The organism is Roseovarius ramblicola (genome assembly GCF_042430665.1).
GTDB lineage: Bacteria > Pseudomonadota > Alphaproteobacteria > Rhodobacterales > Rhodobacteraceae > Roseovarius > Roseovarius ramblicola.
The window spans coordinates 312,824-326,381 of sequence record NZ_JBHMEC010000017.1 but is presented as its reverse complement, the minus strand read 5'-3'; the positions used below and the strand labels follow the sequence as shown (position 1 = coordinate 326,381).

Sequence of the window (13,558 nt, the reverse complement as noted above, 5' to 3'; positions counted from 1 at the left end):
CGGGCGGTCAGTCTGTGCGGCGGTCGATGGCATCGGCGATGAGCGCGTCGAAGCGGGCGGCGTCGGTCGCTTGCGCCACCTCGTCGGCGCTGACGCGGACACCCCATTTGGCCATCCGCTCGTAGCGCGGCTGGCGGTGCGCGAGGGCGCGCGCGTATGTCCGGCGGATGAAGGCATCAGGATCAACTTCGTCCGCTTCGCATTTGTTTTCACTCAGATATTCCTCCCACATCCGGGCGAGGAACTCGGGCTGGTAGGCCATCGGCTTGGGCGCGCGGTCGAAGCGGCGGATCAGCTCGGCGGTATGCGCCTCGGACCCTTCGATATAGACCAGCAGGCAGTGGCGCGCGAGCTCGGTCAGGAGCGGGTCGTCGGGGTCGTCGCCCTCGACCCATTCGCAGATCGACCCGCCGGTGTCGCAGATGAAATGCGGATAGCCGTAGAGCCGTCCGGCGCGCTCGATGAAATAGCCGGTATCCATCAGCGCGTTGATCTCCGCCTGGCGGAACTGTTCCTGACGGCGGCGGTATTCGTCGATGGGCATGCCGCCCCTGGCCGGGTCGCCCGGCTTGCCCAGATAGGTCGAGACCGGGGCGAGGTTGTGAAAGGTGATGTTGGAGCCGATATAGATCGAATCGCTGAGCAGCAGATCGCGCAGGAACGGCACCTGCATGGCGTGCGCCTTGGCGTTATCGACAATGAGCTCGCCCATGTAGCGGGTGCCGATGCGGTAATCTATCGAGTAGTGAAACCAGCCGCCCGCGTCGCGCAGCATCTGCGAGACATGGGTCTTGCCCAGCCCCGACATGCCATAGAACAGCACCCGCTTGCAGGGGGCCTCCATCCAGGCTTGGGCGGTGTCGTAGATCATGCGCGTGCTCCGGTCTCTCGATGGTGCCTTTACCTGCGGCGTCACCGCCGGAATGGCAAGGGTCGGACACGAAAAACCCCGCCCCGGTGAGGGGGCGGGGCGTGGTCGCGTCGGTGGACAGGCGTCAGAACTTCATGCCTACCTTGAGCCCGAAGGCGAACCCGTCGTTGCCGGAGAAGGAGGCGACCGACGTGTCGGCGTCGTCAAGGTCGATATAGGACAGCGCGCCGGTCACTTCGAGCCGTTCCATCGTATGGGTCACGGCGGCGGTATAGCTGAGAAAGCCATCCGTTCCCTCGAGGTTGCCGACCTGATTGCCGGTCTGCTCCTCGTAGCCGAGGATGAACGCCCCGCTCCAGTTCTGGGTGAACCGGCGACCGATGCCGAGGCGGTAGGTGTAGATATCCTCGGTTCCGAAGGCGATGGGGGTGGTTACCGGGGACCCGGTGGAGAAGGAGAAGAAGTCCTCGGGTGCCACCTGGAACTCGGACCATTCGCGCCAGCGCACGGAGCCGAAGAGCAGCGTGTTCTTGGCGATGCCGGATTGGGCGTGGAGCGTCAGCGACTTGGGAAGCTCGACCTCGAAGGGCGATCCGGTGTTGTCGTCAAATTCGTGCTCGGTCTCGGATTCGTAGGTCAGGGCGACCCGCAGCGCGATATCGGGAATTTCATAGGCGGCACCGAACATGTAGCCGACCTGGAAATCCTTGTTCACGGCGAGGGAGTAGCGACCTTCACGCGGTCCGCCCTGCGCCTGCGGCGGTACCGGCGGCGGGTTCGTTGGCGTGACGCCGCCGGTGCCGGGGGACACGACCAGCAGGCTGCCGCTCAGACCGACATAGCTCAGGCCGCCATAGACGCTGAAGCGATCGGTTGCCTTGAATTTTGCCATGCCGGTGTAGCGGATCGACTCGACCGAGGCATTGGACGTTCCGAAGAAAGGACCGCCGCCGAAGGCAACAGGGCCTCTGTATGTGACATCCGCGCCCACCGGCTCGTCGATCACGAAGGCGAGTGCGACCCGGTCATTGAGCTGACGCTTGTAGCCGAGCGCGTAATTCTGATACCTGTCCTGAATGTCACCGGTGGCACCGAATGGTGCACCCCCGGTACCGGGACGTGCCTTGCCGCTCACATCGGGATCGACCGACGTGACGCTGAATTCCACGTAATTCTGTCCCTCCTCGAACAATATCTGCGACGGGTCCCCCCGCCGCTCGATCCCGCCGGCAAAGGCCGGGGCCGATGCCGTTGCGAGCAGCGTCATTGCGATAACGCTCTGTTTCATGATGTCCCTCTCCTCATTATCAATTGCCTGTCACACTACCGTTGCGGCTTACCCGGTCAATCTTTGACGCCGCGTCACGGCTGCACATGAAACGAGCGGTGGCGTGCAAGACACACTTTCGACGGGAGACACACGTATTTCAGTAACGTTTCCGTGTCTCAAACCACAAATTGAGGTAATTCGCGCCAAAGATGGTCGCGGCCCCGATCATCACGAACGCGTCGATCGCCTCGCCATAGACCATGAGGCCGATCACCGCGATCAGCGGCAGGCGCATGAAATCGACCGGGGTGACCACGGTGGCGGGCGCGATCGAGAGCGCGGTGGTCAGGCACACATGCGCCATCAGCCCGGCGCAGCCGATCACGAAAAGCCACGGCAGCGAGGCGGGCGAGGGCAGGGCGATATCGCCGTCGAGCCCCGCGCAGATCAGGCCGAAGACGATCTGCGTGAGCGTCATCCAGAAGAGAATGCAGGCGAGCGTCTCGGTGCGGGTCAGCCGCTTGGTGGCGAGGATCGAGCCGGCGAATCCGATGGCGGCGGCGGCGGCGGCCAGGGTGCCTGCGTTGACCGTTTCGGCCCCCGGGCGCGCGACGATCAGGATGCCGGCAAAGCCGATGACGGCGGCGAGTGCGCGCACCGGCGTCATCCGTTCGCCCAGGACCAGCGGCGACAGCACCAGCACCCAGAGCGGCGCGGTGAATTCCAGCGCGAAGACCTGCGCAAGCGGGATCGTGGTGATGGCGTAGAACCACAGGTTCTGGCCGGTGAAATGGCTGAGATTGCGGATCAGATGCAGGCCCGGCGAGCGGGTGGTGATGCTGCGCGAATGACCGGTGAGGCGGGCGACGGTCAGCACGAGGACAAAGCCCACGATGCTGCGGTACATCATGATCTCGAATGTATCGAGCTCGAAACTGACCACGCGCCCCGCCACCGCCATCGAGGAGAACGACAGGACCGCGCCCAGCATCCAGAGCCCGGCGCGCAGCACGGCGGCGGGGTCGGTGCCTTGCGAGGTGGCTGTCAGGGTCATTCCTCGGTCAGCGTGAAATCGCGTGCCATATGGCCCGTGGCCTGCCACCACGCGCTGGCGCGGGTGCGGGTCTGATGGGCGTCAAAGGCGGCGCGGTCGGCAAAGCGCTCGGCAACGGTGAAGACGCCCGGCGCGGTCTCGGTCACGTCGAACGACAGGCACCCCGGCTCGGCGCGGCTGAGGCGGATATGGTCGGGCAGGGCGGCGCGCACGGCATGCGCGTCATCGCGGGCACATGTCAGCGTGCCGGTAAGGCGGATCACTCCCATTCGATGGTGCCCGGCGGCTTCGAGGTGATGTCGTAGGTGACGCGGTTGATGCCCTTGACCTCGTTGATGATGCGGGTCGCGGTCTCGCCGAGGAAATCGTGGCTGAACGGGTAGTAATCCGCCGTCATGCCGTCGACGGAGGTGACGGCGCGCAGGGCGCAGGCGAAATCATAGGTGCGCCCGTCGCCCATCACGCCGACGGTGCGTACCGGAAGGATGGCGACGAACGCCTGCCATATCTCGTCATAGAGCCCATGCTTGCGAATCTGGTCGATATAGACCGCGTCGGCGCGGCGCAGGATGTCGAGTTTCTCGCGGGTGATCTCGCCGGGGCAGCGGATGGCGAGGCCCGGGCCGGGGAAGGGGTGGCGGCCAATGAAGCTGTCGGGCAGGCCCAGCTCGCGGCCAAGCGCGCGGACCTCGTCCTTGAAAAGCTCGCGCAGCGGCTCGACCAGTTTCAGGCCCATCTTCTCGGGCAGGCCGCCGACATTGTGGTGCGATTTGATCGTGACGGACGGACCGCCCGAGAAGCTGACGCTTTCGATCACGTCGGGGTAGAGCGTGCCCTGCGCCAGAAATTCCGCGCCCTCGATCTCGTTGGCGTGGTTCTGGAACACGTCGATGAACAGGCGCCCGATGATCTTTCGCTTGGTTTCCGGGTCGCTTACGCCGTCAAGCTCACCCAGAAACAGCTCTGATTCATCGGCGTGGATCAGCGGGATGTTGTAGTGGTCGCGGAACATTGTCACGACCTCGGCCGCCTCGTTCTGCCGCAAGAGGCCGTGATCGACGAAAACGCAGGTCAGTTGATCGCCGATCGCCTCGTGCAGCAGCACCGCCGCGACCGAGGAATCGACGCCACCGGAAAGGCCGCAAATGACCGGGCTGTCGCCGACCTGCGCGCGGATCTTGGCAATCGCCTCTTCGCGATAGGCGCCCATGGTCCAGTCGCCCTTGAACCCGGCCAGCTTGACGAAATTCTCGTAGAGCCGCTTGCCGTCGGGGGTGTGGTGCACCTCGGGGTGGAACTGCACCGCGTAGTAGCGCCGCGCGCGGTCGGCGGTGATGGCGAAGGGGGCGCCCGGCGAGGTGCCCAGAACCTCGAATCCCGGTGCAATTTCAGAGACATGGTCGCCATGGCTCATCCAGACCTGCGCGCGGCCCGCGGCATCGGTGAACCAGCCCTCGATCAATTCGCTTTGCAGCCCGGTGGGCGTGACCCAGGCGCGGCCGAATTCGGCGGTGGCGTGCTCGCCGGCCTCGACGCGGCCGCCGAGGTCCTGCATCATCACCTGCTGGCCGTAGCAGATGCCGAGGATCGGCACGCCAAGGTCATAAACGGCCTGCGGCGGGCGCGGGCTTCCGGCGCGCGTCACGCTGTCGGGGCCACCCGAAAAGATGATCGCGCGCGGCGCGATCTCTCTCAGAAGCGCGTCAGTCACGTTCTGGTAGGGGTGGATTTCGCTATAGACGTTCAACTCGCGCAGGCGGCGCGCGATAAGCTGCGTCACCTGGCTGCCGAAGTCGATGATCAGGAGGCGGTCATGCATGGGCTGGCTCATGGCCAGCCTAGTAGTGCGCGCGCCCCGGCGGTGCAAGAGCAAGAGGATGCCCGCCCCGCATCGCGCGCGGGCCTGTCCGCGTGTCGCGCTCGCACGGGGTAACGATGTCGCTTTTCCCCCCAACGCGCCGCTATACGCCACCGGACACGTCAGGCAACAAGCTAAAAACGCACAAATACCCGCTCGAACGCGGGCTGGACGGTTTGCGTGGACAGGCACGAACACATAGGGGGCACTCATGGCGGAAGCATCAGCGCGCAGCAGGCGGGCACGGGGCGGTGGCGGGGCCGCGCGCCGCGCGGAGCGCAGCGCCGTCAGCATCGAGACGGCGCGCTTCATCGAGCGCAACATCCCCAACTTCGAGATCCTGAGCGAGGAGGCGCTCGAGATCATCGAGCACAACGCCGAGACCGTGCTCGAAGAGATCGGTGTCAATTTCGTCCAGAATCCCGCCGCGCTCGAGCGCTGGCGGCAGGCGGGCGCGGACGTGCAGGGCGAGCGGGTGCGGCTGCCGCGGGGTCTTGCACGGCAACTCATCGCCACCGCGCCGTCGCAATTCACCCAACACGCGCGCAACCCGGCCCGCTCGGTCGAGATCGGCGGCCGCAACCTCGTGCTCGCGCCGATCTACGGCCCGCCCTTCGTGCATGACATGGAGAACGGTCGCCGCTACGCAACGCTTGAGGATTTCCGCAACTTTGTGCGACTGGGCTATATGTCCAAATGGCTGCACCATTCCGGCGGCACCGTCTGCGAGCCGACCGACATCCCCGTCAACAAGCGCCACCTCGACATGCTTCACGCGCACATGACGCTGTCGGACAAGCCGTTCATGGGCTCGGTCACCGAGCCCAGCCGCGCGCAGGACAGCGTCGACATGGCCGGGCTGCTCTTTGGCGAGGATTTCGTGCGCGACAACACGGTGATGACCAACCTCATCAACGTCAACTCGCCGATGACCTTCGACGACGTGATGATGGGCTCGCTCGAAGTCTACGCGTCCAACAACCAGGCCTGCATCATCTCGCCGTTCATCGTCGGCGGGGCGATGGCGCCCACCACGGTGGCCGGGACGCTCACGCAGGTGCTGGCCGAGGTGCTGGCGGGCATCGCCTATGCCCAGCTCGTCCGCCCCGGCGCGCCGGTGATCGCGGGAGCCTTTGTCACCTCGATCGACATGAACAGCGGCGCGCCCACCTTCGGCACGCCGGAGGCTGCGCACATCACCTATGGCATGGGCCAGATCGCCCGGCGGCTGGGATTGCCGTACCGCTCGGCAGGGTCGTTCAACGGCTCCAAGCTGCCCGACGCGCAGGCCGCCTACGAGACCTCCAACAGCCTCAATGTCGGCCTGCTGGCAGGCGTCAACTTCATGCTGCATTCCTGCGGCTGGCTGGAGGGCGGGCTGGTCGCCTCGTTCGAGAAATTCGTGATGGACGCCGACCAGCTCGGGACGCTGCATCACCTCGCGAAAGGCGTCTACATGGACGAGAACGGCCAGGCGATGGACGCGATCCGCGAGGTCGGGCCGGGCGGCCATTACCTTGGCTGCGCCCATACCCACGCCAATTTCAAGACCGCGTTCTGGCGCTCGGACCTGCTCGATTACAAGCCTTACGAGACCTGGATCGACGAGGGCGGGCGCGACACGATGGCGCTGGCCAACGCGCGGGTCAAGAAGCTGCTGGGCGACTACCAGCAGCCCGCGCTCGACCCTGCGATCAACGAGGCACTCGGCGATTTCGTGGCGCGGCGCAAGGAGGCGATGCCCGACGCGTTCTCCTGAGCCTGCCGGTCCAGAAGCCGCGCCTCGCCCATCACCGCGATCAGCACCGCCACATGGTCGGCGGCGCGCCAGGTGGCCGCGCCGTCACGGCGCGCCGTGTCCTGGGCGCGCTCGATCTCGATCAACCGGGCCAGCGCCCCTGCCGGCGCGGGCAGCGGCCCCGGCCCGATGAGCCGCGGCAGCGACGCGCCCCGGTTGTAGGCTGACGCCCCCAGCCGCGCGGCGCGCACGAGAAGCGGCGGACGGCGCAGCGCGCCCAGCACCCGGTGAATGTCCTGCATTGATCGCACTCCCTTTTCGACATGCCCGGCCACCGTGGCATGACGCGGCCCCGTGTTGCGCGCGGACGCGGTGCAGCGCACGGCCGGGACAGGTATTGTTCATAGTTTGGCAACAAAAGTTTAATTTCTGGAAACAGTTAACGAACCGGTAATATTTGCACGTTTAAGTTGATCCGACCATGTGGATAAGCCTGTGGACAACCTGTCACGTTGCCCTGGCGGGTCCGCAGGCCGCAAATCGGGGACCCGCGATGCAACAGCAGCTTCTGACCAAACCCACCTTGCCAAGGGTGCCGTCCTGGGTGCCCGAGGCCGCGGTCCACTACCTGGCGCATATCGAGAGCGGCGCGTCGATCCGGACTCTGGCGCGGCGGTCGGGGCGGCATGCCTCGACCGTGCTGCGACAGATCCGGGCGTTCGAGACGCGGCGCGACGATCTGCTGGTGGATGATGCGTTGCGGCGGCTAGGAGATATCCTCGGTCATGCAAGGACACCCGGTTCCCCACTCTCGGAGGTCCCCATGACACCCTTATCCAAAAGCCCGACCGATGGCGATGGCACCACGCTCAGCGCCGTGCGGCTCCGGCGCGAGGCGCGGCGCGTGCTGCGCCGGCTGTGCGAGACCGGCGCGCGTCTGGCCGTGGCCTCCGGGATGGACAAGGCCGTGGTGGTGCGCGACACTGGCACCGGCGAGCCGACGCGCACCGCCGTCGTCGACCGCGAGGTGGCCGAGGCGCTGGCGCTCAAGGACTGGATCGCCTGCGACAATCCCGGCCGCATCTCGCGTTATCACGTCACCGCACGCGGTCGCGCGATGCTGGGCGAGTTGCTCGCCGAGGAGGAGAACGCCGCCTCCGGCCTGCGCGCGCAGGCCGTTCTCGACGGTGCGGATGCGGGCGGCGATCCCGCCCAGGGCCGACGGGCCGCGCGCTTCGCCCCCGGCGACACACCGCTCGCCGCGCTGGCGCGGCGGCGCGACAAGGGCGGTGAGCGGTTTCTCGACCCCGGTCTCGTCAGCGCGGGCGAGCGCCTGCGCGAGGATTTCGAGCTGGCGCAGATGGCCCCGCGCATGGCGCAGAACTGGGATCACTTTCTCAGCCAGGCGAGTAACCCCGCGACGCAGCCCGATGCGCCGGGCTTTGGCGCCGAGGCGGCGCATGCACGCCTCATCGGCGCGTTGCGCGAGCTTGGCCCGGGGCTGGGCGACGTGGCGCTGCGCTGCTGCTGCTATCTGGAGGGGCTGGAAACCGCAGAGAAAAAGATGGGCTGGTCCGCCCGCTCGGGCAAGATCGTGCTGCGGATCGCGCTTCACCGGCTCCGGCGCCATTACGAGCGGCTGGGCGAAGGCGCGGGCCTCATCGGCTGATCGCCCCCTTGCGCCCGGACCGGGCACGCCCGATCATGCAGGCATGACCATCACCCTACGCCAGCTTCGCTATTTCCGCGCGCTCGCCGAACATCGCAATTTCGGGCGCGCGGCGGCGGCGATGAACGTCTCGCAGCCCGCGCTCTCGGTGCAGATCCGCGAGTTGGAGACCACGCTCGGCGCGCCGGTGGTGGAGCGGCGCGCCCGCGATGTGGCGCTCACCCCTTTCGGACGGCGCGTGCTGCACCATGCCGGGCGTGTGCTCGACGAAATGCAGGCGCTGTCGGAGGCCGCGCGCTGGCATGACGGGCTGTCGGGCGAGCTGGCGCTGGGGATCATCCCGACCATCGCCCCCTACATCCTGCCCGGTGCGCTGGCGGCGCTGCGCACGCGCGACATCGCGCTCGACGTGCGGGTGCGCGAGGCGCGCACCGAGGACCTGGCCGCCGATCTGCGCGCGGGCCGGATCGACGCCGCGCTGATGGCGCTGCCGCTGCCGGGCGACGACCTCGAGGCCGCGGAACTTTTCGAGGACCGGTTCCTGCTGGCGGGCAGCGCCGCGCGCCTTGCCGCGCTCGGAGAGACGGTGCCGGACCCGACGGAGCTGGGCAGCAACCCGCTGCTGCTGCTGGAGGACGGGCATTGCCTGACCGATCAGGCGCTCGAGGTCTGCGGTCGGGGCAGGGGGCACGCGCAGATCGACACCGGCGCCTCGTCGCTGGGCACGCTGTCGCGACTGGTGGCGGCGGGGTTCGGCCTGACGCTGATGCCCGAGATCGCCGCGCCCACCGAGGCGCGCGCCGCGCCGGGGCTGGTGCTGCGCCGTTTCAAGCCGCCCGAGCCGGTCCGCCGCGTGGCGCTGGTCCGTCGGCGGGGCGCGGGCGAGGCGCACTGGTTCGACGATCTCGCGCAGGTACTGCGCGACGCCGGCGAGGCGCTGCTGGCGACGGCCCGCGCCAACGGGGACGCGGACCGCTGAACAACAGCGCACTGGTTAACGGGGCGATGGCACCTTTGATCCAGACGCATACCGGCACGCGGCGACGCGGCACTGGAACTCGCCATCACCCTCTCCTATACTCCCGACAGGTTACCAAATCACTCGCGGGGACACTATCGTGCGCGATCTCAAGATACCCGGGCAGCGCCACCCCGAAAAGGCGCGCCGCCCCGACACCGCGCAGCCGCGCAAGCCCGACTGGATCCGGGTCAAGGCACCGACCTCGAAGGGCTATTTCGAGACGCAGCGGATCGTGCGCGAGAACAAGCTTGTCACCGTGTGCGAGGAGGCGGGCTGTCCCAACGCGGGCGAATGCTGGGCGCAGGGCCACGCCACCATGATGATCATGGGCGAGATCTGTACCCGCGGCTGCACCTTCTGCAACGTCGCCACCGGCAAGCCGCAGGCGCTCGACATGTTCGAGCCGGGGCGTGTCGCCGACGCGGTGCAGAAACTCGGGCTCAACCATGTCGTCGTCACCTCGGTGGATCGCGACGATCTCGACGATGGCGGGGCCGAGCATTTTGCCCAGACCATCCGGGCCATCCGCCACCGCGCGCCCGGCACCACCATCGAGATCCTGACGCCGGATTTCCTGCATTGCGAGGATAGCGTGCTGGAAACGGTGGTGGCGGCGAAACCGGACGTGTTCAACCACAATCTCGAGACGGTGCCCGGCCTCTATCCCGCGGTGCGCCCCGGCGCGCGCTACTTCCACTCCCTGCGGCTGTTGCAGCGCGCCAAGGAGGTTGATCCGTCGATGTTCACCAAGTCGGGCATCATGGTGGGACTGGGCGAGGAGCGTCAGGCGGTGCATCAGGTGATGGATGACATGCGCGCCGCCGATGTCGATTTCCTGACCATCGGGCAATACCTGCAACCCACGCCCAAGCACCATGCGGTGGCCCGCTTCGTGACCCCCGAGGACTTCGCCGCCTATGAAAAGGCCGCCTATGGCAAGGGGTTCCTGATGGTCTCGGCCACGCCGCTCACCCGGTCAAGCTATCACGCGGGCGACGATTTCGCGCGGCTTCGCGAGGCCCGGCAGGCGCGGCTCGCCTGACCGGACCGGTAGAGGGCAGGGCGGTCAGGCGCGCTTGCGGGGCTTGCCCGAGAGTTCGGGCTTGCGCTCGGGCGGATAGACCAGCCCCGCCGAAATCACCAGCTTGGCCGCGTCCTCGATCGACATGTCGAGCTCGATCACGTCCTCGCGCGGAAAGAACAGCAGGAAGCCGCTGGTCGGGTTGGGCGTGGTCGGCACGAACACGCTGAGCAGGTCGCTGCCGGTCTCGGCGCGGGCGTTGACCTCGCCGCGCGCCTCGGTCGAGATGAAGCCGATGGCCCAGATATCCTTGCGCGGGTACTGCACGAGGCACGCCTTTTCGAAGCTGCGCTCGGACTGCGCGAACACCGTCTCGGCGATCTGCTTCACCCCCGAGTAGATCGAGCGCACCACCGGCATCCGATGCACCAGCGATTCGGCAAAGCCGATCAGCGAACGCCCGATCAGCCCCTTGGCGATCCAGCCCACGAGGATCGTGAAGATCAGGAAAATGACGACGCCGACGCCGCGCAGGTTGATGCCGATATACTGCTCGGGCTGGTAGCTTGCCGGGATGAGCGGCAGCACCATGCTGTCCACCCAGCCCGCCACCGTCCACATGAGCCACAGCGTCAGCCCCACCGGCGCGATCACCACGATCCCGGTCAGAAAACTCGCCCTGAGCCCCGACAGGCGCCCCGGTTTCTTCGGCTCGGGCGGTATTTCGTCGAAAGGCGTGTTCATCCCGGCTCCCCGCGGTGGCGGCCACGCCGCTATCTAGGCATGTTGGACCCGCGCCACAATGGGGCAAATCACGGGCGCGGCGGGCCGGGCGGCGCAGGGGGTTGCGCCGACGCCGGACCGGGGCTATACGCGCGGCACTGAAATCCCGCAGGCATGGGCGGGCCGATCGGGGGAGACATCCCCGGCGGTCCACCGGTTGAAGCAATCGCTTCTCTCCCCGTGCCGAGGCGTAAACCGGAAAGGATACGAAAATGGCTCTTCCCGAGTTCAATCTGCGTCAGCTTCTCGAAGCCGGCGTTCACTTTGGCCACCAGACGCAGCGCTGGAACCCCCGCATGGGCGAGTTCATCTATGGCGCGCGCAACGGCATCCACATCATCGACCTGACGCAGACCGTACCGATGCTCGACGCGGCGCTCAACGTCATCCGCGAGACCGTGGCCAAGAACGGCCGCGTTCTGTTTGTCGGCACCAAGCGGCAGGCGTCGCAGCCGGTGGCCGACGCCGCCGAGAAATGCGCGCAGTACTACATGAACCACCGCTGGCTGGGCGGCACGCTGACCAACTGGCAGACGGTGTCGAAATCCATCCAGCGCCTGCGCGAGATCGACGAGATTCTCGAAGCCGGTGCCGAGGGTCTGACCAAGAAGGAGCGCCTCGGGATCGAGCGTGACCAGACCAAGCTCCAGTCGAGCCTCGGCGGCATCCGCGAGATGGGTGGCGTGCCCGACCTGCTCTTCGTCATCGACGTCAAGAAGGAGGCGCTCGCCATTTCCGAGGCCAACAAGCTTGGCATCCCGGTCGTGGCCGTGGTCGATACCAACTGCTCGCCCGATGGGATCGACTACATCATCCCCGGCAATGACGACGCCGCGCGCGCCATCGCGCTTTACTGCGATCTCGTCAGCCGTGCCGCGCTCGACGGTATGTCGGCGCAACTCGGGGCCGCCGGTGTCGATGTGGGTGCACTCGACGAGGCACCGGTCGAGGAGGTCATCGCCGAGGTGACCGAGACCACCGGCGCCTGAACCGTCACGAAACCGTCACCGGGGCAGGGCTATGCCGCGCCCCGGGACATCCGCTGATTTTTGAGGAGAGCCGAGATATGGCGATCACTGCTGCAATGGTGAAGCAACTGCGCGACAGCACGGGCGCAGGCATGATGGACGCGAAGAAGGCGCTGACCGAGACGGGCGGCGACATGGAGGCCGCCACCGACTGGCTGCGCACCAAGGGCCTGTCCAAGGCCGCCAAGAAATCCGGGCGTACCGCCGCCGAGGGCCTCGTCGCGCTCAACGTGGCCGACGGTCGCGGTGTCGCGGTCGAGATCAACGCCGAGACCGATTTCGTCGCCAAGAACGCCGAGTTCCAGGACATGGCTGCCGCCATCGCCGGGGCCGCGCTCGATGTGACCGACGTGGAGGCGCTCGCCGCTGCCGACCTCGGCGGCAAGACCGTGGCCGACACGCTGACCGACAAGATCGCCACCATCGGCGAGAACATGTCGCTGCGCCGCATGGCCCGCGTCGAAGGGGCCGGGGTGGTCTCCTACGTCCACAACGCCGCCCGCGACGGCATGGGCAAGATCGGCGTTCTCGTGGCTTATGACGGCGACGAGGGCTTTGCCCGGCAGGTGGCGATGCACATCGCCGCGTCGAATCCGGCGGCGCTCGACGAGGCCGCGCTCGACCCGGCCATCGTCGAAAAGGAACGCGCGATCCAGATCGACATCGCCCGCGAGTCGGGCAAGCCCGAGGCGGTGATCGAAAAGATGATCGTCGGCCGGATGAAGAAGTTCATCGCCGAGTCCACGCTGATGGGCCAGGCCTTCGTGATGAATCCCGATCTCACGGTCGAGGCCGCCGCCAAGGAGGCCGGTACCGCGATCACCGGCTTCGTCCGCCTCGAGGTGGGCGAGGGGATCGAGAAAAAGCAGGAAGACTTCGCCGCCGAGGTGGCCAAGGCCGCGCAGGGCTGAGCCCGCCAAGATTGTCGACCCATGAAGGCCCCCGGTTCGCCGGGGGCCTTTTTCGTGCGGCGCGCGTCGTGAAAGGCGGCGGTGCGCCCGGAGACGCACCGCCAGGACCGGTCGCAATTGGGGATGAACGACGGTCACAAGGTTATCGACTGCCGACACCGAAAAGGATGCCGACAGCCGAATTCCGGCACAGGCCGGAGGAAACCTGACCCCCCGAAAACCGACGGGGATGGGCCCGACTTCCGATGTTCCAAGCCAAAAGGCCACCACTCACGGAACATCACGTTTGTGCGCGCTTACGCAGCGTAAGAAAAGTAAGGAATTCCTTACCGGC

13 protein-coding genes are annotated in these 13,558 nt (G+C 66.9%); 6 read left to right on the top strand and 7 right to left on the bottom strand.

The window, feature by feature from the left end; genetic code table 11:
• Positions 1-7: 7 nt before the first annotated feature.
• From ACFFU4_RS12255 to guaA, 5 genes are all read right to left on the bottom strand, one after another.
• Positions 8-871: an ATPase gene (locus tag ACFFU4_RS12255; protein WP_377070055.1), complete on the bottom strand. Its 864-nt coding sequence runs from the start codon at positions 869-871 to the stop codon at positions 8-10.
• A gap of 124 nt (positions 872-995) precedes the next feature.
• Entirely contained in the window at positions 996-2,159 is a 1,164-nt protein-coding gene (locus ACFFU4_RS12250; protein WP_377070054.1) for an OmpP1/FadL family transporter, read from the bottom strand.
• A 139-nt stretch (positions 2,160-2,298) separates the two neighbouring features.
• On the bottom strand, positions 2,299-3,195 hold the full coding sequence (locus tag ACFFU4_RS12245) for a DMT family transporter (protein ID WP_377070053.1): 897 nt from the start codon (positions 3,193-3,195) through the stop codon (positions 2,299-2,301).
• Positions 3,192-3,464, bottom strand: coding sequence for a putative quinol monooxygenase (locus tag ACFFU4_RS12240; protein WP_377070052.1), 273 nt, complete (start codon positions 3,462-3,464; stop codon positions 3,192-3,194). Before ACFFU4_RS12240 ends, ACFFU4_RS12245 begins: the two co-directional genes overlap by 4 nt.
• Positions 3,455-5,026, bottom strand: a complete 1,572-nt coding sequence (gene guaA, locus ACFFU4_RS12235) for a glutamine-hydrolyzing GMP synthase (protein ID WP_377070051.1) — start codon at positions 5,024-5,026, stop codon at positions 3,455-3,457. Before guaA ends, ACFFU4_RS12240 begins: the two co-directional genes overlap by 10 nt.
• A gap of 238 nt (positions 5,027-5,264) precedes the next feature.
• Between guaA and ACFFU4_RS12230 the strand changes: the two genes are divergently transcribed.
• The gene (locus tag ACFFU4_RS12230; RefSeq protein ID WP_377070050.1) at positions 5,265-6,812 is read left to right on the top strand and encodes a trimethylamine methyltransferase family protein; all 1,548 of its coding nucleotides are present in this window, start codon (positions 5,265-5,267) and stop codon (positions 6,810-6,812) included.
• On the opposite strand, the gene ACFFU4_RS12225 is transcribed toward ACFFU4_RS12230, so the two are convergent.
• Positions 6,719-7,093 (bottom strand): DUF6477 family protein, encoded by a 375-nt coding sequence (locus ACFFU4_RS12225; RefSeq protein WP_377070049.1) that lies wholly within the window; start codon positions 7,091-7,093, stop codon positions 6,719-6,721. The two genes, ACFFU4_RS12230 and ACFFU4_RS12225, sit on opposite strands and share 94 nt — an antisense overlap.
• 251 nt (positions 7,094-7,344) lie before the next feature.
• Between ACFFU4_RS12225 and ACFFU4_RS12220 the strand changes: the two genes are divergently transcribed.
• The 3 genes from ACFFU4_RS12220 to lipA all read left to right on the top strand — a co-directional run bounded on the left by ACFFU4_RS12220 (position 7,345) and on the right by lipA (position 10,523).
• Positions 7,345-8,460, top strand: a complete 1,116-nt coding sequence (locus ACFFU4_RS12220; RefSeq protein WP_377070048.1) for a DUF6456 domain-containing protein — start codon at positions 7,345-7,347, stop codon at positions 8,458-8,460.
• 43 nt (positions 8,461-8,503) lie between these two features.
• Positions 8,504-9,439 carry a hydrogen peroxide-inducible genes activator gene (locus ACFFU4_RS12215; RefSeq protein WP_377070047.1) on the top strand — a complete coding sequence of 312 codons (936 nt, stop codon included), beginning with the start codon at positions 8,504-8,506 and terminating at the stop codon, positions 9,437-9,439.
• Positions 9,440-9,578: 139 nt separating this feature from the next.
• Positions 9,579-10,523 carry a lipoyl synthase gene (gene lipA, locus ACFFU4_RS12210; protein WP_377070046.1) on the top strand — a complete coding sequence of 315 codons (945 nt, stop codon included), beginning with the start codon at positions 9,579-9,581 and terminating at the stop codon, positions 10,521-10,523.
• 24 nt (positions 10,524-10,547) lie between these two features.
• On the opposite strand, the gene ACFFU4_RS12205 is transcribed toward lipA, so the two are convergent.
• The gene (locus ACFFU4_RS12205) at positions 10,548-11,246 is read right to left on the bottom strand and encodes a DUF502 domain-containing protein (protein WP_377070045.1); all 699 of its coding nucleotides are present in this window, start codon (positions 11,244-11,246) and stop codon (positions 10,548-10,550) included.
• A 251-nt stretch (positions 11,247-11,497) separates the two neighbouring features.
• Between ACFFU4_RS12205 and rpsB the strand changes: the two genes are divergently transcribed.
• Together rpsB and tsf are read left to right on the top strand one after the other, a co-directional pair.
• Positions 11,498-12,274 (top strand): 30S ribosomal protein S2, encoded by a 777-nt coding sequence (gene rpsB, locus ACFFU4_RS12200; protein WP_377070044.1) that lies wholly within the window; start codon positions 11,498-11,500, stop codon positions 12,272-12,274.
• A 77-nt stretch (positions 12,275-12,351) separates the two neighbouring features.
• The gene (gene tsf / locus ACFFU4_RS12195; RefSeq protein WP_377070043.1) at positions 12,352-13,224 is read left to right on the top strand and encodes a translation elongation factor Ts; all 873 of its coding nucleotides are present in this window, start codon (positions 12,352-12,354) and stop codon (positions 13,222-13,224) included.
• Positions 13,225-13,558: the final 334 nt, after the last annotated feature.